Origin of the sequence: Pseudarthrobacter sp. NIBRBAC000502770 (assembly GCF_006517815.1) — a bacterium.
Taxonomy (GTDB): domain Bacteria; phylum Actinomycetota; class Actinomycetes; order Actinomycetales; family Micrococcaceae; genus Arthrobacter; species Arthrobacter niigatensis.
In genome coordinates this window covers 2,679,689-2,700,274 of the sequence record NZ_CP041198.1, presented here as the reverse complement: position 1 = coordinate 2,700,274, position 20,586 = coordinate 2,679,689, and the positions used below count along the sequence as shown (strand labels likewise).

Annotated in this window: 21 protein-coding genes and 1 tRNA gene; 15 read left to right on the top strand and 7 right to left on the bottom strand. The window is 66.6% G+C overall.

Features of this window, described 5'->3' with window-relative positions:
* The first annotated feature begins 19 nt into the window (after positions 1–19).
* From NIBR502770_RS12985 to NIBR502770_RS12955, 7 genes are all read left to right on the top strand, one after another.
* The gene (locus tag NIBR502770_RS12985) at positions 20–631 is read left to right on the top strand and encodes a TetR/AcrR family transcriptional regulator (RefSeq protein WP_141182179.1); all 612 of its coding nucleotides are present in this window, start codon (positions 20–22) and stop codon (positions 629–631) included.
* Positions 631–1,905 (top strand): glycosyltransferase, encoded by a 1,275-nt coding sequence (locus NIBR502770_RS12980; RefSeq protein WP_141182178.1) that lies wholly within the window; start codon positions 631–633, stop codon positions 1,903–1,905. Before NIBR502770_RS12985 ends, NIBR502770_RS12980 begins: the two co-directional genes overlap by 1 nt.
* An 81-nt stretch (positions 1,906–1,986) precedes the next feature.
* Positions 1,987–3,327: a GAF domain-containing protein gene (locus tag NIBR502770_RS12975; RefSeq protein ID WP_141182177.1), complete on the top strand. Its 1,341-nt coding sequence runs from the start codon at positions 1,987–1,989 to the stop codon at positions 3,325–3,327.
* 171 nt (positions 3,328–3,498) lie between these two features.
* Positions 3,499–5,022, top strand: a complete 1,524-nt coding sequence (locus tag NIBR502770_RS12970) for an aldehyde dehydrogenase family protein (protein WP_141182176.1) — start codon at positions 3,499–3,501, stop codon at positions 5,020–5,022.
* Between the two features lie 48 nt (positions 5,023–5,070).
* Complete coding sequence (gene adhP / locus NIBR502770_RS12965) at positions 5,071–6,093, top strand: alcohol dehydrogenase AdhP (protein ID WP_210418863.1); 1,023 nt, start codon at positions 5,071–5,073, stop codon at positions 6,091–6,093.
* Positions 6,093–6,500 (top strand): DUF779 domain-containing protein, encoded by a 408-nt coding sequence (locus NIBR502770_RS12960; protein WP_141182175.1) that lies wholly within the window; start codon positions 6,093–6,095, stop codon positions 6,498–6,500. The genes adhP and NIBR502770_RS12960 overlap by 1 nt, the downstream gene beginning before the upstream one ends.
* Before the next feature lie 174 nt (positions 6,501–6,674).
* Complete coding sequence (locus tag NIBR502770_RS12955) at positions 6,675–8,243, top strand: APC family permease (RefSeq protein ID WP_141182174.1); 1,569 nt, start codon at positions 6,675–6,677, stop codon at positions 8,241–8,243.
* 116 nt (positions 8,244–8,359) lie between these two features.
* Here NIBR502770_RS12955 and NIBR502770_RS12950 read toward each other — a convergent pair whose 3' ends face one another.
* The 3 genes from NIBR502770_RS12950 to NIBR502770_RS12940 all read right to left on the bottom strand — a co-directional run bounded on the left by NIBR502770_RS12950 (position 8,360) and on the right by NIBR502770_RS12940 (position 11,119).
* A complete protein-coding gene (locus NIBR502770_RS12950) occupies positions 8,360–8,995 on the bottom strand; it encodes a DUF2461 domain-containing protein (RefSeq protein ID WP_141182173.1) in 636 nt (211 codons plus the stop codon).
* A 134-nt stretch (positions 8,996–9,129) separates the two neighbouring features.
* On the bottom strand, positions 9,130–10,626 hold the full coding sequence (locus NIBR502770_RS12945) for a catalase (protein WP_141182172.1): 1,497 nt from the start codon (positions 10,624–10,626) through the stop codon (positions 9,130–9,132).
* 7 nt (positions 10,627–10,633) lie between these two features.
* A complete protein-coding gene (locus NIBR502770_RS12940) occupies positions 10,634–11,119 on the bottom strand; it encodes a Fur family transcriptional regulator (protein WP_141182171.1) in 486 nt (161 codons plus the stop codon).
* A gap of 80 nt (positions 11,120–11,199) precedes the next feature.
* Between NIBR502770_RS12940 and NIBR502770_RS12935 the strand changes: the two genes are divergently transcribed.
* Together NIBR502770_RS12935 and htpX are read left to right on the top strand one after the other, a co-directional pair.
* Complete coding sequence (locus tag NIBR502770_RS12935) at positions 11,200–12,471, top strand: MFS transporter (RefSeq protein WP_141182170.1); 1,272 nt, start codon at positions 11,200–11,202, stop codon at positions 12,469–12,471.
* Positions 12,472–12,499: 28 nt separating this feature from the next.
* Complete coding sequence (gene htpX / locus NIBR502770_RS12930; protein WP_141182169.1) at positions 12,500–13,366, top strand: zinc metalloprotease HtpX; 867 nt, start codon at positions 12,500–12,502, stop codon at positions 13,364–13,366.
* 166 nt (positions 13,367–13,532) lie between these two features.
* On the opposite strand, the gene NIBR502770_RS12925 is transcribed toward htpX, so the two are convergent.
* Entirely contained in the window at positions 13,533–14,024 is a 492-nt protein-coding gene (locus NIBR502770_RS12925; RefSeq protein WP_141159686.1) for a YajQ family cyclic di-GMP-binding protein, read from the bottom strand.
* A gap of 183 nt (positions 14,025–14,207) precedes the next feature.
* Between NIBR502770_RS12925 and NIBR502770_RS12920 the strand changes: the two genes are divergently transcribed.
* The 3 genes from NIBR502770_RS12920 to NIBR502770_RS12910 all read left to right on the top strand — a co-directional run bounded on the left by NIBR502770_RS12920 (position 14,208) and on the right by NIBR502770_RS12910 (position 15,320).
* A complete protein-coding gene (locus NIBR502770_RS12920; RefSeq protein ID WP_141159687.1) occupies positions 14,208–14,459 on the top strand; it encodes a hypothetical protein in 252 nt (83 codons plus the stop codon).
* A gap of 165 nt (positions 14,460–14,624) precedes the next feature.
* Positions 14,625–14,706 (top strand) — tRNA-Tyr (locus NIBR502770_RS12915).
* 188 nt (positions 14,707–14,894) lie between these two features.
* Complete coding sequence (locus NIBR502770_RS12910; protein WP_141159688.1) at positions 14,895–15,320, top strand: CBS domain-containing protein; 426 nt, start codon at positions 14,895–14,897, stop codon at positions 15,318–15,320.
* 74 nt (positions 15,321–15,394) lie between these two features.
* On the opposite strand, the gene NIBR502770_RS12905 is transcribed toward NIBR502770_RS12910, so the two are convergent.
* Entirely contained in the window at positions 15,395–16,402 is a 1,008-nt protein-coding gene (locus tag NIBR502770_RS12905; protein WP_141182168.1) for a LysM domain-containing protein, read from the bottom strand.
* A gap of 387 nt (positions 16,403–16,789) precedes the next feature.
* Between NIBR502770_RS12905 and NIBR502770_RS12900 the strand changes: the two genes are divergently transcribed.
* Entirely contained in the window at positions 16,790–17,344 is a 555-nt protein-coding gene (locus NIBR502770_RS12900; RefSeq protein ID WP_141182167.1) for an acyl-CoA thioesterase, read from the top strand.
* 93 nt (positions 17,345–17,437) lie between these two features.
* Entirely contained in the window at positions 17,438–17,872 is a 435-nt protein-coding gene (locus NIBR502770_RS12895; RefSeq protein ID WP_141159691.1) for a co-chaperone YbbN, read from the top strand.
* Positions 17,873–17,936: 64 nt separating this feature from the next.
* Here NIBR502770_RS12895 and NIBR502770_RS12890 read toward each other — a convergent pair whose 3' ends face one another.
* Entirely contained in the window at positions 17,937–18,215 is a 279-nt protein-coding gene (locus NIBR502770_RS12890) for a putative quinol monooxygenase (RefSeq protein ID WP_141182166.1), read from the bottom strand.
* Between the two features lie 93 nt (positions 18,216–18,308).
* Between NIBR502770_RS12890 and NIBR502770_RS12885 the strand changes: the two genes are divergently transcribed.
* A complete protein-coding gene (locus NIBR502770_RS12885; protein ID WP_141182165.1) occupies positions 18,309–19,985 on the top strand; it encodes an AMP-binding protein in 1,677 nt (558 codons plus the stop codon).
* Here the strand turns inward: NIBR502770_RS12885 and NIBR502770_RS12880 are convergent.
* A complete protein-coding gene (locus NIBR502770_RS12880) occupies positions 19,982–20,566 on the bottom strand; it encodes a hypothetical protein (protein ID WP_141182164.1) in 585 nt (194 codons plus the stop codon). The genes NIBR502770_RS12885 and NIBR502770_RS12880 overlap by 4 nt on opposite strands.
* Positions 20,567–20,586: the final 20 nt, after the last annotated feature.

The window sequence follows — 20,586 nt, the reverse complement described above, 5'->3', positions numbered from 1 at the left end:
TCGAGTTAATCTGATTAACATGAATACGGCCGGGGCGGGAACCCGTCCCTACAGCTCCCCCAAGCGTGCCACCTCCGCGCAGGAAACCGGGCGCCGGATCCTGCAGGCAACGCTGGGCCTCTTCATGGAGGGGCCCATCGCCGACGTGACGCTGAACGCCGTTGCGGCCCGCGCAGGGGTGACCGTCCAGACCGTTATCCGCCGCTACGGCGACCGCCTGGGCCTGATCCACGCCACCGCGGAATTCGCTTCAGCGGAGGTTGCCGGCCAGCGGGGTGCCGCTCCTCCCGGCGACGTACCCGCCGCCGTCGACAATCTCCTGGAGCACTACGAAACCACCGGCGCCCTGGCCCTGAAGATGCTGGCCGAGGAGGAAACTTCCCCCGTGCTCGCCGAGATCACCGAAGGCGGGCGGCAGTTCCACCGGGAGTGGTGCGAACGCGTCTTCGCGCCCTTCCTGACGGATGACTTCCTGCCGGACGGGGTGGAGCGGAAGCGCCGCTTTGCCCAGTTCGTCGCCCTCTGCGACGTCTACACCTGGAAACTGCTGCGCCTCGATGCCGGGCTCAGCCGCGACCAGGTGGCCCATTGCCTGCTCGAAATGCTGGAACCCTTCATCCGGAGGCCCTGATGTCCACCGTCCTTGCCTACACCTCTCCCGCCATCGGCCACCTTTTCCCGATGGTCCCGCTGCTCCAGGAGCTGAAGGCCCGCGGCCATGATGTCCACGTCCGTACCCTGCGCCGGCAGGTCCCGCTGCTGCTGGAGGCGGGGTTCCATGCCGGACCGGTAGATGACCGGATACTCGCGGTCGAGGCCGCTGACTACCGCGCCAACAACGCGAAGGCGGCCTTGGCTTCCAGCGTGGAGACCTTCACGGCCCGTGCCAGGTTCGACGCCCCGGACTTGCAGCAGGCCATTGCTGACGTTCGCCCCGACCTGCTGCTCATCGACATCAACGCCTGGGGAGCCCGCATCCAGGCCGAATCCTCGGGGCTGCCGTGGGCCACCTTCAGCCCTTACACCCCGCCGCTGCAGTCGAGGGGAACCCCGCCGTTCGGACCCGGGCTTGCGCCCATGTCCGGCCCGCTGGGGAGGGCCCGTGATGCACTGGCCCGCCGCCTGGTGATCGGCGCCGTGGAAAAGCTGATGCTGCCGCGCATCAACTCGCTGCGGACGGAGCTGTCCGCCGGCCATCTTCCACCTGTCAGCGGTGCGGACGAGATGTTCCGCACCGCGCCGCTGATGCTCGTGGCCACGTCGCAGCCGTTCGAGTACCCGCATCCGGACTGGGGCCCGGATGTGCGGATGATCGGCGCCCTCGCCTGGGAACCGCCGGCCGACCCTCCGGCCTGGCTCCGGGACGGCCAAGGCTCCGTGGTCCTGGTGACCACGTCCTCCGAGTACCAGGCGGACGAAGCCATTGTGCGGACCGCCCTGGCCGGACTTGCCGGGGAGCCCTTCACCGTCGTCGCCACCCTCCCGGCAGCCCGGACCGGCTCGGCAGGTGCCGCCAAAGCCGCCGGCACGGACCATTTCGGGCCTTTGCCGGCCAATGCGCGGCTGGAGTATTTCGTCCCGCATGGACGTGTCCTCGAGCGGGCAGCGGTGGCCATCACCCACGGCGGGATGGGCGCCACGCAGAAAGCGCTGGCACAGGGAGTGCCCGTGGTGGTGGTCCCGTTTGGCCGCGATCAGCACGAGGTGGCAGCGCGGGTGGCAGCAGCCGACGCCGGGGTGCGGCTGAGCCGGAAACACCTTACTCCGGAGCGGCTCCGGGCAGCCGTCCACCAGGCCCTGGGCAAGGCGCCTGGCGCGCGGCGCGTCGCCGCCGGCTACGCTGCCGCGGGCGGAGCAGTTGCAGGGGTGGATGCGCTGGAGGAACTGGTCCGGGTGCGCCGGTGACACAGGGGTGTTGTCCGGCTATGCTGGCTGGGCCACCTTCCAGCCGTGCCTCGCCGGACAAGACTCCGGAACGGGAGTTCGATGACGAACCTGCTCCACCCTGAACCGCGCCAGCGTGCCGCCCTGGCCGGCCATGAGCGCCTTGGATCGGACCCCGGCGCCGCAACCCCCGAGATCCCGGGGCTGCGCAACCTCATCAGGGAGTCCTGGCAGCGCTCGGCGGGCTTCAAGGCCAACCCTGACAATGCGGCCGCGCCGCTGGCCCTCGACTGGGACGAGCTGGAGGACTACCGCCGGCAGCACCCCCTGGCCGCGATCATGCCGGTCATCAACAAATTGCTGGTCCAGCCCAGCCATGACAGCGGGCTCCTGGTTGCGGTGGGCGACGAGGTGGGCAGGCTCCTGTGGGTGGACGGCGACCCCACGCTCCAGCGCCGCGCCGAAGGCATGATGTTCGTCCCCGGTGCAGACTGGTCCGAGGCCAGTGTTGGCACCAGTGCCCCGGGAACGGCCCTGGCCCTGGGCAAGGGCATCCAGATCGCCGGCGCTGAGCATTATCAGCGGACAGTCCATCCCTGGAGCTGCACTGCCGTCCCCTTCCACGACCCCGATTCCGGCGCCGTGCTGGGCGTGGTGGACATTACCGGAACGGCCACCGCGGTGGCGCCGCATACGTTGTCGCTCGTGGAGGCCACGGTGGCGGCCGCCCAGGCGCAGCTGCGGGTGGAGCGCCTGCAGCACGCGGCGGAGCTGGCCAGGAAGCCCGTGCGACGGCGGTCCGCGGCTGCCGCCGGACGCGGCGGCGGTGCCACGGAAGGCAGCCTCTACCGCAACAGCCTGCAGCTGCTGGGGCGCGACCAGGCCCTCCTCAGCCTTGGCGGCAGGACCGTTTCCCTGTCCGCGCGGCACAGCGAGATCCTGGCCCTGCTGAGCGCCCATCCGAAAGGACTCAGCGCCGAGGAACTCTCTTCGCTGCTCTACCCGGGGGATGGCTCCACCATCACGCTGCGGGCAGAGATGGTCCGGCTGCGCAAGGTCGTCCAGCAGCTGAGCCCCGACGCTGTTCCAGGCTCACGCCCTTACCGGCTCCCCCTGGACCTCGTGCCGGACACCGGCCAGGTGCTCAGCTGCCTGCAGCGCGGTGCGCACCGGATTGCCCTGGAGATCTACCGCGGCGAGGTGCTGCCGCGCTCGGAGGCGCCCGGCATTCTCGACCTTCGGACCAGGGTGTCGTCCCTGCTCCGGGAGGCGGTCCTCACGGACGGCAGTGCCGAGTCCCTGCTTAAGTACGCTGCGCTCCCGGAGGCCAGGGACGACGTCGTCATCCGCCGCGCCGCGCTCCGCCTCCTGCCGCCGCGCTCACCCAAGCGGGCCGCCGTGGTGGCCGACCTGGAACGGCTGGAAGCCGAACTGCACGCCTGAACGGCGGCCGGTGTGGTGGAACTTGTCGAAACCGGGTCCGGACAAGTCCACCCACGGTTGTGACCTGCGTCGCATCGTTGCAACCTGGCTGCAACCTCCCCGCTCCTACGCTGGCATCATCGGCGAGCGCCCCTATGGGCCAGCCTTCTGCACAGCAAAGGAGCTAAGCACATGACCGTTTACGCACAGCCGGGAACCGACGGTTCGAAGGTCACCTTCAAGGACCGCTACGAGAACTGGATTGGCGGCGAATGGGTGGCCCCGGTGAAGGGCCAGTACTTCGAAAACATCACCCCGGTGACGGGCAAGGCGTTCTGCCAGGTGGCCCGCGGCACCGCCGAGGACATCGAGCTCGCCCTGGATGCGGCACACAAGGCCGCACCCTCCTGGGGCAAGACGTCCGTGGCGGAACGGGCCGCCATCCTGAACAAGATCGCCGACCGCATCGACGAGAACCTCGAGATGCTCGCCGTCGCCGAAACCTGGGACAACGGCAAGCCCGTCCGGGAAACCCTCAACGCCGATCTGCCCCTTGCCGCGGACCACTTCCGCTACTTCGCCTCAGCAGTCCGGGCCCAGGAGGGCAGCCTCTCCCAGCTCGATGACAACACCACCGCCTACCACTTCCACGAACCCCTGGGTGTGGTGGGCCAGATCATCCCCTGGAACTTCCCCATCCTGATGGCCGTCTGGAAGCTTGCGCCCGCGCTCGCCGCAGGCAACACCGTGGTGCTCAAGCCCGCGGAGCAGACGCCGTCGTCCATCCTGGTGCTGATGGAACTGATCGGGGACCTGCTGCCCGCCGGCGTGGTGAACGTGGTCAACGGTTTCGGCGTGGAGGCCGGCAAGCCGCTGGCATCCAGTTCCCGGATCCGGAAGATCGCCTTCACCGGTGAAACCACCACCGGGCGGCTGATCAGCCAATACGCCAGCCAGAACCTGATTCCCGTCACCTTGGAATTGGGCGGCAAGAGCCCCAACATCTTCTTCAACGATGTTGCCCAGGAAAACGACGCCTTCTACGACAAGGCCCAGGAGGGCTTTGCGCTGTTCGCCTTCAACCAGGGCGAAGTCTGCACCTGCCCCTCGCGGGCGCTGATCCAGGAAGACATCTACGACTCCTTCATGGCCGATGCCGTGGCACGGGTGGAAAAGATGATCCAGGGCAACCCGCTGGACACCGACACGCAGGTGGGCGCCCAGGCTTCCAACGACCAGCTGGAGAAGATCCTGTCCTACATCGACATCGGAAAGCAGGAAGGCGCCAAGGTGCTCACCGGCGGCGCGCGGGCCGAACTCCCCGGCGACCTCGCGGGTGGATTCTACGTCCAGCCCACTGTGTTCGAAGGCCACAACCGGATGCGGATCTTCCAGGAGGAGATCTTCGGCCCCGTGGTGGCCGTAACCCGGTTCAGCGACTACAACGACGCCATGGGCATCGCCAACGACACCTTGTACGGACTGGGCGCCGGCGTCTGGTCCCGCAGCGGCAACGTTGCCTACCGCGCCGGCCGCGAAATCCAGGCCGGCCGCGTCTGGGTCAACAACTACCACGCCTACCCGGCAGGTGCCGCCTTCGGCGGCTACAAGTCCTCGGGCATCGGGCGCGAGAACCACGCCATGATGCTGGACCACTACCAGCAGACCAAGAACCTGCTGGTGAGCTACGACGAAAACAAGCTGGGCTTCTTCTAGGCCCGCTCCGTACCACTGAACCACTACAACGAAGCAGGGATTTCGCCAATGACGACGACAATGCAAGCAGCAGTAGTAACCGAATTCGGCGCCGACCTCAAGGTCAAGGACATCGCCATCCCCGAGCCGGGGCCAGGACAGGCGCTGGTCAAGGTCCTGACCACCGGCGTCTGCCACACCGACCTCCACGCCGCGGAAGGCGACTGGCCGGTCAAACCATCCCCTCCATTCGTTCCCGGCCATGAGGGCGTGGGCGAAGTGGTGGCCCTGGGCGAGGGGGTCTCAGACCTCGCGGTTGGTGACCTGGTGGGCAACGCCTGGCTGTGGTCAGCCTGTGGGGACTGCCAGTACTGCCGCACCGGGTGGGAAACGCTCTGCGAGGCGCAGCAGAACGGCGGATACAGCGTGGACGGTTCCTTCGGCGAATACATGCTGGTGGACTCCCGGTTCGCGGCCCGCATACCGGCGGGATCCGACCCCGTCGAGGTGGCGCCGGTGCTGTGCGCCGGCGTCACCGTCTACAAGGGCCTGAAGATGACCGAGACCCGGCCGGGGCAGTGGGTCACCATCTCGGGCATCGGTGGCCTGGGGCATATTGCCGTGCAGTACGCCGTGGCCATGGGGCTTCGTGTCGCCGCCGTGGACATCGCCGACGACAAACTGGCCCTTGCCAAGGCCCACGGCGCCGAACTTACGGTCAACGCGCTGCAGGAGGACCCGGCCGAAGTGATCCAGCGGGAAACAGGAGGCTGCCATGGAGTGCTGGTTACGGCGGTGCACCCGTCGGCGTTCGGCCAGGCCATTGGCATGGCCCGGCGCGGCGGCACCATCGTGTTCAACGGATTGCCCCCGGGGGACTTTCCGGCTCCGATCTTCGAGATTGTGCTCAAGGGACTGACCGTCCGCGGTTCCATCGTCGGGACCCGGCAGGACCTTGAGGAGGCCCTGGACTTCTATGCCCGGGGAAAAATCCATCCCACGGTCTCCGTCCGGGGGTTGTCCGAGGTCAACGCGGTGTTCGATGAGATGAAGCACGCCAAGATCGACGGCCGCGTGGTGCTGAGGTTCTGATGCCCGCTGAAGGGTTGGCTGCCGCCGTGACGCTGCCCGGGGAAGACTTCTCCCGGGTGGCGCTCACGCCGGCTGCCGTGGACCTGCTCCGGATGCTGTGGGAAAGGCATGGACCGCTCATGTTCCACCAGTCCGGCGGCTGCTGCGACGGGTCCTCGCCCATGTGCTATCCGGCCGGGGATTTCATCACGGGTGACTCGGACGTGCTCCTGGGGCTGTTCGACCTGGCGGATGGGCTGCAGCCCCGGCCGCTGGAATTCTGGATGTCCCGGGAGCAGTTCAACTACTGGAGCCACACCCACCTCACCGTCGACGTCGTACCGGGCCGGGGCAGCGGCTTTTCCGTTGAAGCGCCTGAGGGTAAACGCTTCCTCATCCGGTCAACGTTGATGGACTGGCCGTCCTAGGAAGTTCGATCAAGAACGCTCGGGGCTCTCCAACCGGAGGGCCCCGAGCCCGTTCACAGAAGAATGTTCGGCCTTAAGGGTGTCTCACTATTCGGGACGATTGGGACCGTCCAGTGGATGGACAGTACCGTTGATAGGTCTGTTTCCCTCACAAACCAGGATTGTGACCCCCTAATGAACCTTCTGCGGACAAAATCCATCGAGCAGTCGATCGCCGACGCCGATGAGCCCGGACGCAAGCTCAAGCGTTCCCTCAGCACCTGGGACCTCATGATCATGGGCGTCGCCGTTGCTGTCGGCGCCGGTATCTTCTCGGTCGGCGCCAAAGCCGCTGCCAACTTTGCAGGTCCCGCCGTGACGCTCTCCTTCGCGATCGCCGCGGTCACCTGCGCGCTGGCCATCATGTGCTACGCCGAGTTCGCCACCGCCATCCCCGTGGCCGGCTCCGCGTACGTCTTTACCTACGCCACCATGGGTGAACTCCTTGCCTGGATCATCGGCTGGAACCTGATCCTCGAGTTGTTCACGGCCGCCGCCGTGATCGCCAAATACTGGGGCATCTACCTCAGCAAGGTCTTCGCGCTCACTGGCCTGGACGTCCCGCCGGCCATCTCGCTGGGAGGCGTGGACCTCTACTGGGGCGCTTTCCTGATCGTGGCCATCTTCACGGTGCTGCTGGTGCTGGGCACCAAGCTTTCCGCCCGCGTGGGCAACATCTTCACCCTGATCAAGATCGCCGTGGTGCTGTTCGTGATCGTGGTGGGCTTCACCTACGTGAAGTTCGAGAACTACACGCCGTTCGTTCCTGCAGCTGAGCCCACGGCCGGCAATGGCGCTGCGGACGTCCTGAAGCAGTCCTTCTTCGGCTTCCTGACCGGCGCCGCTCCCGCCCAGTACGGCACCATGGGCATCTTCGCCGGTGCCGCCCTGGTGTTCTTCGCCTTCATCGGCTTCGACGTGGTGGCCACCTCTGCCGAGGAGGTGAAGAACCCGCAGAAGACCCTGCCCCGCGGCATCTTCGGCGGACTGGCCCTGGTCACGCTGCTCTACATCCTCGTATCCCTGGCCCTGACCGGCATGGTGTCCTACACCCAGCTCGCTGAAGCCAAGAGCCCCACCCTCACCACCGCCTTCGAAGCCGTGGGCGACACCTCGGCCGCCAAGGTCATCGCCTTCGGCTCCCTCGTGGGCCTGACAACCGTGATCATGGTGCTCCTCATGGGCCTGTCCCGCGTGGTGCTGGCCATGAGCCGCGACGGACTGCTGCCCCGGGCCCTCTCCAAGACCAGTGACAAGCGTTCCACGCCGGCCCGCCTCCAGATCATCTGCGGCGCAGCGGTTGCGCTGGTGGCGGGCCTGACCAACGTTGACCTGCTCGAGGAAATGATCAACATCGGCACCCTGTCGGCGTTCGTCGTGGTCAGCCTGGGCATCCTGGTGCTCCGCAAGAAGCGCCCGGACCTGAAGCCCGCGTTCCGCGTCCCGTTCGGCAAGGTGGTCCCCATCGTGTCTGCCGTGCTGTGCCTGTACCTGATGACCAACCTCGCCGTGGAGACTTGGATCTTCTTCGGTTTCTGGCTGGTGCTGGGCCTGGCCATCTACTTCGCGTACGGCCAGCGCCACTCACGGCTCAACGAGCGCTTCGCCGAGGCGAACGCGTCGGTCAACGGCACCCCATTGGCTACCGGAACACCCGGTTCCTCGGTGGAGCCGGCGGACGAAGATGAGCTGAGCCGGACCTGACGGCCGGCCTCACCGGCTGATGCTGAACTGCCCGCCCGGCCTGCGCCGGGCGGGCAGTTGCGTTTCCGGCGCTTCCTGGTTTCCTGCCGGCCCGTACCCCTGTTGCAGCGTTCCGGTCACGGCGCCGCGTACCGGCCAACCCATTCCACGAGCGGCCGCAGCTCCCGCCACCGTTCCGCGATCCGGTCCCTCGCGGCCGGTGTTGACACCCATTCCGGCTGGCCCACCTCGACACCCGCGGACAGCGATTTGTGCTTGAGCAGTTCGGCGCGGGGATGGTCCTTGTCGAAACCGCGCGGGACGGTTTTCAGCTTCTCACCCTCGATGGCAAAGCCGGCCCCTGCCACGGCATCCACAATGCCCTGCAGGGCGGCGCCGCTGGCGGAGGCGTCGGCGGCGGCGCGGAACCGTGCCAGTTGGGCGGGCGTGTGGGAGTGGTAGCCGCCGCCTATCAACAGTCCATCTGCGTTGATCTGGAGGTAGAAACCCACGCCTTCCTGGCGTGCGGCAAATGCTCCCTGGGCAGTCTTGTACGGCGACTTGTCCAACGAGAAACGGATGTCCCGGTTGGGTCGGAAGAGCTTGGCAGGTCCGAACTCGGGCTCCAGCTCGGAGAGCAGGAGGGCGAGCGGCTCCTTGACCGAGGCGTCATACGTTGCCTTGTGTTCCAGCCACCAGTCGCGGTTGTTGTTGTCCTCCAGCTGCGCGTAGAAGCGGAAGGCTTCCGGGGGAATACCTGCGAAAGTGTTCATTTACGGAGCCTACGGCTGCCGGCCGCCAGCGGCCAGATCCCCGGTGCCGTATGTGCACAACCGGGACCGGACAGCAGAACACCCCGCCACGGATGACCGTGGCGGGGTGTTTTTCAGTTCAGCCGGCAGGCAGGTCAGCCGATCTTGTTGGCGGACTCTGCATCCGAGGTGGGCGCCGACGGGGCAGCCACGGTGCCGAGGTTGGCGCGCAGCTTGGCACCGAGCTCTGCGTCAACGTTGGTCCAGTACTGGATGGCGCGTTCCTTGATGCCGGGGCTCTGCACGCCGCCCACGGCTCCACTGATGGTCTCCAGGAAGCGGGCCTTGGCGGCCTCGTCGTAGACCTCGCGGTACAGCGTTCCGGCCTGGACAAAGTCGCCGTCCTCGGCGTGCAGGGTGTGCGCGGAGAGGGTGAGCTCGCCGTCGTTCTCCCAGCCGCCGGCCGGGTTCTGCGGCTCCACGGCAGCCGGGCCGCCCACGGAGTTCGGCGCGTAGACCGGAACCGAGGGGGCGTTGAACAGGAAGCGGCCCTGCCCGTCCTGGCTGTAGTTGTTGACCTGGTTCTTGGGCTGGTTCACCGGGATCTGGGCGTGGTTGGTGCCCACGCGGTAGCGGTGTGCGTCCGCGTAGGAGAAGATGCGGGCCTGCAGCATCTTGTCCGGGGAGGCGGCGATGCCGGGCACGAAGTTCGACGGCGCAAAGGTGGCCTGCTCGATCTGCGCGAAGTAGTTCTCCGGGTTCTTGTTCAGCTCCATGGTGCCCACCTTGATCAGCGGGTAGTCCGCGTGCGGCCACACCTTGGTGAGGTCGAACGGGTTGAAGCGGTAGGTCTTGGCGTCCTCGTACGGCATCACCTGCACGTGCAGGTCCCAGGACGGGAAGTTGCCCGCGGCGATGTTCTCGGACAGGTCACGGATGTAGAAGTCGGCGTCCGAGCCGGCGAGCTGTTCGGCCTGCTCGGAGCTCATGGAGTTCACGCCCTGGTTGGACTTGAAGTGGTACTTGACCCAGAAGCGCTCGCCCTCGGCGTTGATCCACTGGTACGTGTGCGAGCCGTAGCCCTGCATCTCGCGCCAGGAGGCGGGCAGGCCGCGGTCACCCATGAGCCAGGTGACCTGGTGGGCGGACTCGGGGGACAGGGTCCAGAAGTCCCACTGCATGTCGGCGTCACGCAGGTGGGTGCCCGGGAGGCGCTTCTGGGAGTGGATGAAGTCCGGGAACTTGATGCCGTCGCGGATGAAGAAGACGGGGGTGTTGTTGCCCACGAGGTCGTAGTTGCCCTCGGTGGTGTAGAACTTTACGGCGAAACCGCGGGGGTCGCGCCAGGTGTCCGGGGAACCGTTCTCGCCCGCGACGGAGGAGAAGCGGATCAGCATCTCGGTCTCGACGCCGGGCTGCAGGAACGCGGCCTTGGTGTACTTGGAGATGTCCTCGGTGGTCTTGAACGTGCCGAATGCGCCGCCGCCCTTGGCGTGCACTACGCGCTCCGGAACCCGCTCGCGGTTGAACTGGGCGAGCTTTTCAACGAGGTAGTGGTCGGTCAGGATGATGGCACCATCGGCACCAACTGACTTCGAGTGAGCGTCGGACGTAACCGGCGCACCTGACTGGGTTGTGGAAACGGCAGTCATTGTTCTCCTATTTCTCTTTTTCTTGCGAGGGACTGTGGGGAGGAAGCTGTTGGGCCTGCTGGCATTCCTGGCAGATGCCCTGGTACATGACGTCCGCGATCTGGATGGTCATCGGCTTGGCGTCCGGGTTCCAGTGCGGCGTCAGGCAGGGGGCATGGCCGACGGCGCAGTCCACATCCTCCACGCGGCCGCAGCTGATGCAGATGGCGTGGTGGTGGTTGTCGCCCACGCGCGTCTCATACAGGGCGGGGGAGTGCGGCGGCTCGAACCGGCGCAGCATGTGCAGGTCCGTCAGGTCGCCGAGGACCACGTAGACGGACTGGGCCGTGAGTTCCGGCAGCTCGGTCCGGGCGGCGGCAAGGATGCTTTCGGCAGGGGAATGGGGGTGGCGTTCGACGGCGGCGAGTACAGCCAGCCGCTGCTTGGTCACCCTGCGTCCGTGGGCGCGCAGGGCTGCAGCCCACGCGTCCTGGCCGTCAAAGTGCTCCGTCATGGCTCCATTGAAACACTTATTTTGAGCAACTCACAATAAGGTGCGGCTAACCTGGCCGTGTCGGCCATTACTGTTACGGAGTGGGGAAATTACTTGCCGATGTCACGCCGCTCAGGGAAAGCCCCGCATTCCGCCGGCTGTGGCTGGGATCGGCAGTGTCCGCCGTCGGCAGCCAACTCACCCTGGTGGCCGTAAGCCTGGAGGTATACCGCCTGACGCAGGACAGCTTCTATGTGGGCCTCCTCGGCATGTTCGCGCTGGTTCCCCTGGTTTTCGGTGGACTCATGGGCGGCTCCATTGCCGACGCCCACGACCGCAGGCGCATTGCCCTGCTGGCCACCACCGTGCTCTGGCTGACCACCGGCCTGATCGCGCTGCAGGCCTGGGTGCAGCTGGGCAACGTGTGGGTCCTGTACCTGCTGGTGGCGCTGCAAAGCGGGGCCCAGGCCATCAACCAGCCGGCGCGGAGCGCCATCATCCCCATGCTCATCCGCAAGGAACTCCTGCCGGCCGCCAACGCCCTGAGCATGCTGTCGCTTGGCCTTGCCATGACCGCCGGGCCGCTGCTGGCCGGTGTCCTGGTGGCGTGGCTGGGGTTCGGCTGGACCTACACCATCGACTTCGCCAGCTTCGCGTTCGTCCTGTGGGCTGTCTACCGGCTGCCGCCGATGCCGCCGGCAGGTACCCGCAGCAAAGTAGGAATCCGTTCCGTGATTGAAGGATTCCGCTTCCTGGGAACGCGGCCCAACCTCCGGATGACCTTCATCATCGACCTCGTGGCCATGATCCTTGCCCAGCCGCGGGCCCTCCTGCCCGCCGTTGCCGCCCTTATGATCGGCGGCGGCGAGGCCACCGTGGGCATCCTGCTGGCCTGCACCGCCGTCGGGGCCTTCCTGGCGGGCCTGTTCTCCGGCCCGCTGGGCAGCGTGCGCCGCCAGGGGACCGCCGTCGTCATCTCCGTGATGGGGTGGGGCGCGTCCATCGGCGCGTTCGGGCTGGTGGTGCTCCTCGCGGGGCCGGCGCCGGACGGTGCGGTGACCCTGTGGCTGCTGCCCGCGGCCGCCTGCTGCGCCCTGGCCGGGATCGCCGACTCCATCAGCAGCGTCTTCCGCAACACCATCCTCCAGGCCGCGGCGCCCGACCACCTGCGCGGACGCCTTCAGGGCGTGTTCATTGTGGTGGTGGCCGGCGGGCCGCGGATCGGGGACCTGCTGGCCGGCGGCGCGACTAAGCTTTTGAATGAGGGCTGGGTCCTGCTGGTTGGCGGTGTGCTGTGCATCGCGGGGGCGTGGCTGGCGGCAAAACTGCAGCCCGGCTTCCGGAAGTACGATGCCCGGAACCCGGTGCCCTAGCAAGCCGTTCCTTAAGCAAGGAGGAAACGTGCACAACCATCACAATGGCCTGAAGACCGCGGCACTGTTCGGCGTGCTGTGGGCGGTGCTGTTGGGCCTGGGCGGACTGATCGGTGTAGGGACCCGCAGTTCGGCGCCCATCTGGATCATGGCCCTGGTCGGCGTCGGCACCACGTTCTACGGGTACTGGAACAGCGACAAGATCGCCATCCGCTCCATGCAGGCCTTCCCGGTGACCGAAGCCCAGGCGCCGCAGCTGTACCAGATTGTCCGCGAGCTCTCCACGCGTGCCAACCAGCCCATGCCGCGGATCTACGTCTCGCCCACCATGAACCCCAACGCCTTCGCCACCGGACGCAACCCGCAGAATGCCGCCGTTTGCTGCACCGAGGGCATCCTTCAGCTCCTCAATGCCCGCGAACTCCGCGGCGTCCTGGGCCACGAGCTGATGCACGCGTATAACCGCGACATCCTCACCTCGTCCGTGGCCGCAGCCGTCGCCGGCGTCATCACGTCGGTGGGGCAGATGCTCCTGTTCTTCGGCGGCGGTGACCGGCGCAACGCCAACCCGCTGGCCATGATCGCCATGGCACTGCTGGCGCCCTTTGCTGCCTCGCTGATCCAGATGGCCATCTCGCGAACCAGGGAGTACGACGCCGACGAGGACGGTTCACAGCTCACGGGGGATCCGCTGGCGCTCGCCTCAGCCCTGGCCAAGATTGAGCGCGGCGTCGGCATTGCCCCGCTGCCGCAGGACCAGCGGCTGGTCAACGCCTCGCACCTGATGATCGCCAACCCCTTCCGCGGCGGCGCCATGAACAAGCTGTTCGCCACCCACCCGCCCATGCGGGACCGGATTGCCCGGCTGGAGCGGATGGCGGGCCGCCAGCTGTAGCCGGGAACCCGCCTTCGGACCCCGCGTGGCGACGCGCACCTGCTCTGCCGACGCGCATGGTCACCTGTGACGCGCAAAAAAGGCTGGTGCGCCCCGAATCCGGGGTGCGCCAGCCTTTTTGCGTGTCGTCCAACGGGTTGCGCGTCGGGAACGACGGCGGGAAGGGCTAGCTGCGGAAGTTCACAAACTGCAGGTCGGCTTCCTCGAAGTCCTTCAGCAGGGCCATGGTGGCCTGCAGGTCGTCGCGGGACTTGGAGGACACGCGCAGTTCGTCGCCCTGGATCTGCGACTTGACCGACTTGGGCCCTTCGTCGCGGATGAGCTTGTTGATCTTCTTGGCCAGGTCCTGGGCAATACCTTCCTTGATGGAGGCCTCCAGGCGGTACTCCTTGCCCGAGGCGTAGGGTTCCCCCTCGTCCAGGGACTTCAGTGAGATGCCGCGCTTGATCAGCTTGGACTGGAAGACGTCCAGGACGGCCTTCACGCGCTCTTCCGAGTTGGCCTTCATCAGGATCTTCTCGCCGCTGAAGTCGATCTCGGCGCCAACGCCCTTGAAGTCATAGCGCTGGGCGATTTCCTTCTGGGACTGGTTGAGCGCGTTGGCCACTTCCTGCTTGTCCACTTTGCTTACGACGTCGAACGTTGACTCGCCTGCCATGACTCTCCTTTGTTGATGGGAGCCCCGCGGATACAGGGCCTGGATCACTGGCATCCAGCCTAATACGGATGCCCGGGCCGGTGGGGGCGGCCCATTCACAGTTCCCTCTCAGCGGACGCACCGGGGGAACGAAGGCGGGCTGGCGAGAGTTGGAGCAGATGGACCGCAGTTGAAGGGAACACCATGCACCGCAAAGCCGCCCGATACGTTACCCGCACTACGACAGCAGCAGGGGCGGTGGCAGCGGCGGCGTCTTCGGTGGCGGCCGCTGCCGTGGCGGCTTCAATTGTCTTCAGCCCCGTGGCCGACGCCTCGTCGCGGATGGATGGCGTGCGGGCAGACCTGCAGCGGGCCGTGCAGCTGAACCAGATCACTGAGGAGCAGGCCCTGAGCTTCGAAGCCAAGCTGGCAGGACGGATCCTGGGGGAGGGCTGACGGCTGGAATTCCGCGCCGTTTTGCCGGTTTTGCGGCGGTGGCGCCCCCGATTCGATTCTTCGCCGGAAGTTCTGTAAAGTTGTCTTGCCCGCGGTTACTGAAGCGGAAAGGGCCGGAAACGTTCCTTCCGAACACTGCATCGGCGGGTACTTCTTTTGAAGTTCGGCAGATTACCCGAGCGGCCAAAGGGGGCTGACTGTAAATCAGCTGGCAACGCCTACGGGGGTTCGAATCCCTCATCTGCCACCCAAGGAAAAGCCTCCGGAACCATCAGGTTCCGGAGGCTTTTTCGTTGCCCTGGATCCACCGCGCAGCCTTCCGGCAGGGCGTCGCTGCGCCGTCGACACCATGGTGGTGCGGGCGTAATCTGGCAGCATCGGCGCATGTGCCCCGATGCCCTGCGTCGATATTTCCCATCGATGAAGGAGGATTCAGTGAGTGCCGTACGTGAATTCATGACCACTGATGCGCGATGTATCAGGGAAAACGAGTCCCTTGTGGACGCGGCCCGCATGATGAAGGACCTCGACTGCGGGGCGCTTCCCATCTGCGGTGACGACGGCAAGTTGAAGGGCATGATCACCGACCGCGACATTGTGCTCAAATGCGTTGCCGCCGGCCGCGACCCCGGACAGATGATGGCCCGCGACCTGGCCTCCGGCAAGCCGTACTGCGTTGATGCCGATGCCAACATCGATGAAGCCATCGGCATGATGGAGGAGCACCGGATCCGCAGGCTCCCGGTGATCTCGGACCACAAACTGGTGGGCATCATCAGCCAGGGCGATATTGCCCGCAACTACTCCGAACAGCGCGTGGGTGAACTGGTGGAGCACATCTCAGAACGCCACACCGTGTAGCGCATCATGCCCTTGTCCGCGAATCCGGGCCTTCAAGGTTCGGATCCGCGGACAAGCTCATGAATTCCGGAGCTTCAGTTCAGCGCGATCAGGAGCATCGTGCTGGTTCCCGGAATGCAGGTCTGCAGGATGGCCCTGGGGAAGCCGCCGAAGACCGCGATGACGTCGTTGGTGGTTCCGGGATTCGGGACCGTGCCTCGCCCGGTCACCGTGTACGTTCCATAACCCGGGATGCTTACCGCCTCACCCACGCCGATGCCCGAGAACCGGGCCCACCCGCCGCAGAAATCGTGCTCGGTGATGAACAGCGAGAATCCATCATTGGGGGTGTAGTGGATCGGCCCGATGCACGCGTCCACCATGGACTGGCCACCCGAACCTGCCACGTAGATGGTCCGGACGGCAGGAGCAGCCGGCACGACGACGGGAGCCGGGGCGGGTGCCGGTGCAGCCGCCGGTGCTGCTGCGGCGGCGGGGGCGGCCGCGGGAGCCGGAGCAGGTGCGGGCTCGGCGACGGCGATAGGCGGCCCCGTCAACAGAAGCGTCTGGCCCGGGAAGATGATGCTGAAGGCACCCAATCCGTTGGCGGCCAGCATGGCATTCATGTCCACGCCATGGGCGGCCGCGATCGCGCCCACGGTGTCTCCCGGGATCACCGTGTACAGGTTGGGGTCACCCGCAGGTTCGGGTGCGGGGGCCGGCTCAGGCGCCGGGGCCGGAGCGGCAACAGGTTCCACTGGCGGGGCAGGGGGCGCCTCTGCCGCGGGTGCTTCCGGCTGTGCCGCGGCTGCGGGCACTGCTGCGGCACCGGGCCCGGCCGCGTCACTTGGTTCGGACGCGGCGCTGGGCGGTGGTGGGGCGGCCTCCGCCACCTGGGCCGCCGCCGTCGTGCTCCCGTCAAGGGACACCGGTGGTGCTGCAAGTGCGCCGACGCCCACTGCGGCCACCACCGCCGCGGTGGCCATGCCGGCCCATAGCTTGTTGCTGATGGCCGGGCGGCCGGTGGTGAGGTCGGTACGCGGTTCGTCGGTGGCGAAGCTTCTGCTCGCGTTGTCGGGGGAGGGGATTGTTGGCTGTTTCATGGGTTGCCCATCAGGTTTCGGTCCAAGCCGTGGCGATGCGGTGCGCGCCAAGACATTGGACGGATCGAGATGCCAGTGCACCGCCGGCTCCGGCGGCTGCCGGAGCCAATGGCGGCGCAGTATGGAGTCATCCGCACACCCAGAAGATGCGGAGCTCCGCGTGAAGGCAGGAACGGCCGGAAGCCACCCGGCGGACCTGCCAGTGCATGTTTGGTCCTAGGAATCCCGAGTCTAGGAAGCATGCCAACGGCCGGGCACCAGTAGGGATTACCCGACTTTCAAGGCCCGCTACTCGCCCGGACCGGGACTGCTACTCGACGCCGGGAGCCTGGATACTTGCTGGCGGGGGCCCTGCCGGAAAATGTTACCCGCGGGTAACATGGGGGCATGCACCTGCTCCTGAGAACCCTCCTCCTGCTCTTCCGCTCCGGCCGCCGTCCGCAGTTAGCGGTGTGGGACCCGGCGTCCCTGCCCCTGCGCGTCCTGCCGACGGACATCGACATCGCCATGCACGTCAACAACGGCATGTACCTGTCCCTGATGGACCTGGGCCGGTTCGACCTCATGGTGCGCAGCGGCGTCTGGAAGCGGATGCGCCGCCGCGGCTGGAGCCCTGTGGTGTCCGCGGAAACCATCTCCTTCCGCAAGTCGCTGCAGCTGTGGCAGGAGTACGCCATCGAGACCCGCATCATCGGGCTGGACACCAAGGCGATCTTCTTCGAGCAGAGGATGGTGGCCGACGGCGAGATTTACGCCCGTGCCTATATCGCCACCCGGCTGGTCACCAAGGGCGGTCCGGTCAGCCAGGACGACATCCTCGCGGAGTTCGGCACCCCGCCGGAGGACCTGGTCCTCCCCGAATGGATCCACGAATGGCGCGCCTCCATCGCCCTCCCCGGCAGCCGCACCCCCGCCCCGCACCTGTGGGATGCCACCGCCTGACCCGGCCGGCCGGCGTCGTCCGCCCGGTATTCCCGATGACGCGGGGAGCGAACATCCGCGACACGGGCAGTCCCGGGCGCGTAGCGTAGACACATGGCTACCCTTGACATCACAGGTGAACAGTTCGCATCGACGATCGAAGGAAACGACATTGTCCTGGTCGATTTCTGGGCAGAGTGGTGCGGTCCCTGCAAGCAGTTCGGGCCCACGTACTCCACCGTTTCCGAGAAGCACCCGGACGTCCTCTTCACCAAGGTGGACACCGAAGCGGAGCAGCAGCTCGCGGCGGAGGCAGGCATTACCTCCATCCCCACACTGATGGCCTTCCGCGAAAAGGTGCTGGTGTTCTCCCAGCCGGGCGCGCTGAACGCCCAGCAGCTGGAACAGGTGGTTGACGCCGTGAAGGCGCTGGACATGGAAGAAGTCCACGCCCATGTGGCCAAGCAGCGCGAGGAAGCGGCAGCCGCGGCGGGCAAGCCTGCCGGCCAGGGCGGACCGCAGGACGGCACCCAGATCCCCGACTTCTAAGACCCGGTTAAACGCAGAATGCGGGACCTCCGGAGGTCCCGCATTCTGCGTTTAACCGGTTGCGCTAGACGCGTTCCACCTTGACCGGTTCGGCCAGCAGGGCGCTCAGCGATTCGTTCAGGTCCTGCACCGCGATGCCCTTGGAGTGCCTGTCCAGGTCCTCCTGGGAGGCCCACTGCTCGGTCAGGACAAGCTTCTCCTCGGTGGCTTCGGTCAGTTCGTACTGGATGCAGCCTGGCTCCTTCACCACCTCGTCGATGGCGATTTCCAGGGCCAGCTTGACGCGGTGGAACTCGCCGTCGTTGGGGATGAACGTTGCTATCAGGTCAATGGGTGCACTCATGGATTTCACAATAGCGGGCGCCCGGGAACGAACCGGCAGTGTTGCGGTGCCGGCCTGCTTCTCCTGCCGGGATCCTGTTGGTAGCGTGCCATCATGCGTGCTTACACAGCCGGGGACACTGACGTCCCGCTCCTGGAGGAAACCATTGGCGCGAACTTTGAGCGCGTCGCCGCGCAGTTTCCCCTCCACGACGCCCTGATCGAGGCCGCGCCGGTGCCGGGCGGCGATGCCCGCCGCTGGAGCTATACCAAGATGAACGACGACGTCGACCGGCTGGCCCGCGCGCTCCTCGCCCTGGGCGTCGCCAAGGGGGAGAGGGTGGGCATCTGGAGCCCCAACTGCGCCGAATGGACGCTGCTGCAGTACGCCACCGCCAAGATCGGCGCCATCCTGGTCAACGTCAACCCGGCCTACCGCAGCCATGAACTCGAATTCGTGGTCAAGCAGAACGGCATGCGCATGCTGGTCACGGCGCCGTCGGACACCAACAGCGATTACGTGGCCATGGGCCGCCAGGCCCTCCTCACCTGCCCGGACCTGCAGGAGCTCGTCTTCCTTCCGGACCACGGCCTGGATGCGCTGAACGCCGGCAGCCCGGAAGGCGATGCGGAGCTGACCTACGGCGAGCTGCTCAAGCGTGCCGACGCCGTCGGGCACTCGCGCCTGTTGGCCCGCATGGCCGAACTCAGCCCGCACGATCCCATCAACCTGCAGTACACCTCCGGCACCACAGGCTTCCCCAAGGGCGCCACGCTGACCCACCACAACATCCTGAACAACGGCTTCGCGATCGGTGAACTGCTGGGCTATACGGAGCGTGACCGCGTGGTCATCCCGGTGCCCTTCTACCACTGCTTCGGGATGGTGATCGGCAACCTGAATGCGCTCAGCCACGGTGCCGCGACCATCATTCCGGGCCGTGGCTTCTCGCCCGCCGCCGCGCTCGAGGCCGTCCAGGACTTCGAGGGGACCTCCCTGTACGGCGTGCCCACCATGTTCATCGCCGAGCTCGCGCTGCCCGATTTCGGTTCGTACGATCTCTCCACGCTGCGCACCGGGGTCATGGCGGGCTCACTGTGTCCCATCGAGGTAATGAACCGGGTTATCGCGGAGATGAACATGGTGGACGTGGCCATCTGCTACGGCATGACGGAGACCTCGCCGGTGTCCACCATGACGCGCAAGGGCGACACGCTGCAGCAGCGCACCGAGACCGTGGGCCGCACCATGCCGCAACTGGAGAGCAAGATCGTGGATCCTGCCACCGGGGAAGACCTGGAACGCGGGCAGATCGGCGAACTCTGCACCCGCGGCTACGCCGTCATGGCTGGATACTGGGACCAGCCGGACAAGACCGCCGAGGCCATCGACGCGGAGGGCTGGATGCACACCGGGGACCTGGCCCGCATGGACGACGACGGCTATGTGGTGGTGGAAGGCCGGATCAAGGACATGGTGATCCGGGGCGGCGAGAACATCTACCCCCGCGAGATCGAGGAATTCCTCTACACCCACCCGGACATCCAGGACGTCCAGGTCATCGGGGTCCCGGACACCCGGTACGGTGAGGAGCTGATGGCCTGCATCATCCTCAAACCGGGTGCCGGGCCCCTTGACGCCGCCTCCCTGGCAGAGTTTTGCCGGGGGCGTCTGGCGCACTACAAGATACCCCGGTACGTGGAGGTCCGGGAGAGCTTCCCCATGACGGTCTCCGGGAAGATCCGCAAAGTCCAGATGCGCGAGGAAGCGGTGGCCCGGCTGGGGCTCTAGGCATCCCTGCGGCGGCGGCCGGTGCCTGCCCGGATAGCCGCGACTGCAGCGACGGCCACCGCTGCCAGCGCCGCCACGGCCAGGACCGCCCTGCCCTCCCACCCCGCCGGGGAGAGCTTGCGGGTGCTGGCCGCGCCGGTGACCTCGTTGGCCGGGATATTCCACTCCTCCTGGGAGGGAAAGATTCCGGGTGGGAGCTGCACCTCGCGCAGTTCCCGCCGGGCGGCGAGCCGCTCGCGGACCTCCGGGTTCGGGGCCGGTTCCAGGTTGTCCGCGGCAATAGCCGTGGGGTAGTCGATGATGTAGGGCTCACCGTAAAACGCCGACGACGCCACGGACTCCACCCAGGTGCCGGGAGGCGGGGCGACGCCGCGCGCGGCAAAGGCTGAAAGCAGCATGTCCCGGATCTCTTCCAGGCTCCTGCCTTCGGCGTCCCGCGACACGTCGAAGATGGCCAGCTGCAGCCTGAGCTTCTCCTCGGCGCCCGGATCCTGGGCGTCCGGATCCAGGACGGCGGGATCCTGGGACGTTCCGGGCACAGCCTCGGAGTTGGGATAAGTGCTGCCTGGTTCGGAGCTCATGGGATCCTTTCGGTCGACGG

Bases quoted from the DNA above. Each gene is read 5' to 3' on its own strand.
- NIBR502770_RS12985 (WP_141182179.1), top strand. From the start codon at position 20: ATGAATACGGCCGGGGCGGGAACCCGTCCCTACAGCTCCCCCAAGCGT.
- NIBR502770_RS12980 (WP_141182178.1), top strand. From the start codon at position 631: ATGTCCACCGTCCTTGCCTACACCTCTCCCGCCATCGGCCACCTTTTC.
- NIBR502770_RS12975 (WP_141182177.1), top strand. From the start codon at position 1,987: ATGACGAACCTGCTCCACCCTGAACCGCGCCAGCGTGCCGCCCTGGCC.
- NIBR502770_RS12970 (WP_141182176.1), top strand. From the start codon at position 3,499: ATGACCGTTTACGCACAGCCGGGAACCGACGGTTCGAAGGTCACCTTC.
- adhP (WP_210418863.1), top strand. From the start codon at position 5,071: ATGACGACGACAATGCAAGCAGCAGTAGTAACCGAATTCGGCGCCGAC.
- NIBR502770_RS12960 (WP_141182175.1), top strand. From the start codon at position 6,093: ATGCCCGCTGAAGGGTTGGCTGCCGCCGTGACGCTGCCCGGGGAAGAC.
- NIBR502770_RS12955 (WP_141182174.1), top strand. From the start codon at position 6,675: ATGAACCTTCTGCGGACAAAATCCATCGAGCAGTCGATCGCCGACGCC.
- NIBR502770_RS12950 (WP_141182173.1), bottom strand. From the start codon at position 8,995: ATGAACACTTTCGCAGGTATTCCCCCGGAAGCCTTCCGCTTCTACGCG.
- NIBR502770_RS12945 (WP_141182172.1), bottom strand. From the start codon at position 10,626: ATGACTGCCGTTTCCACAACCCAGTCAGGTGCGCCGGTTACGTCCGAC.
- NIBR502770_RS12940 (WP_141182171.1), bottom strand. From the start codon at position 11,119: ATGACGGAGCACTTTGACGGCCAGGACGCGTGGGCTGCAGCCCTGCGC.
- NIBR502770_RS12925 (WP_141159686.1), bottom strand. From the start codon at position 14,024: ATGGCAGGCGAGTCAACGTTCGACGTCGTAAGCAAAGTGGACAAGCAG.
- NIBR502770_RS12920 (WP_141159687.1), top strand. From the start codon at position 14,208: ATGCACCGCAAAGCCGCCCGATACGTTACCCGCACTACGACAGCAGCA.
- NIBR502770_RS12905 (WP_141182168.1), bottom strand. From the start codon at position 16,402: ATGAAACAGCCAACAATCCCCTCCCCCGACAACGCGAGCAGAAGCTTC.
- NIBR502770_RS12900 (WP_141182167.1), top strand. From the start codon at position 16,790: ATGCACCTGCTCCTGAGAACCCTCCTCCTGCTCTTCCGCTCCGGCCGC.
- NIBR502770_RS12895 (WP_141159691.1), top strand. From the start codon at position 17,438: ATGGCTACCCTTGACATCACAGGTGAACAGTTCGCATCGACGATCGAA.
- NIBR502770_RS12890 (WP_141182166.1), bottom strand. From the start codon at position 18,215: ATGAGTGCACCCATTGACCTGATAGCAACGTTCATCCCCAACGACGGC.
- NIBR502770_RS12885 (WP_141182165.1), top strand. From the start codon at position 18,309: ATGCGTGCTTACACAGCCGGGGACACTGACGTCCCGCTCCTGGAGGAA.
- NIBR502770_RS12880 (WP_141182164.1), bottom strand. From the start codon at position 20,566: ATGAGCTCCGAACCAGGCAGCACTTATCCCAACTCCGAGGCTGTGCCC.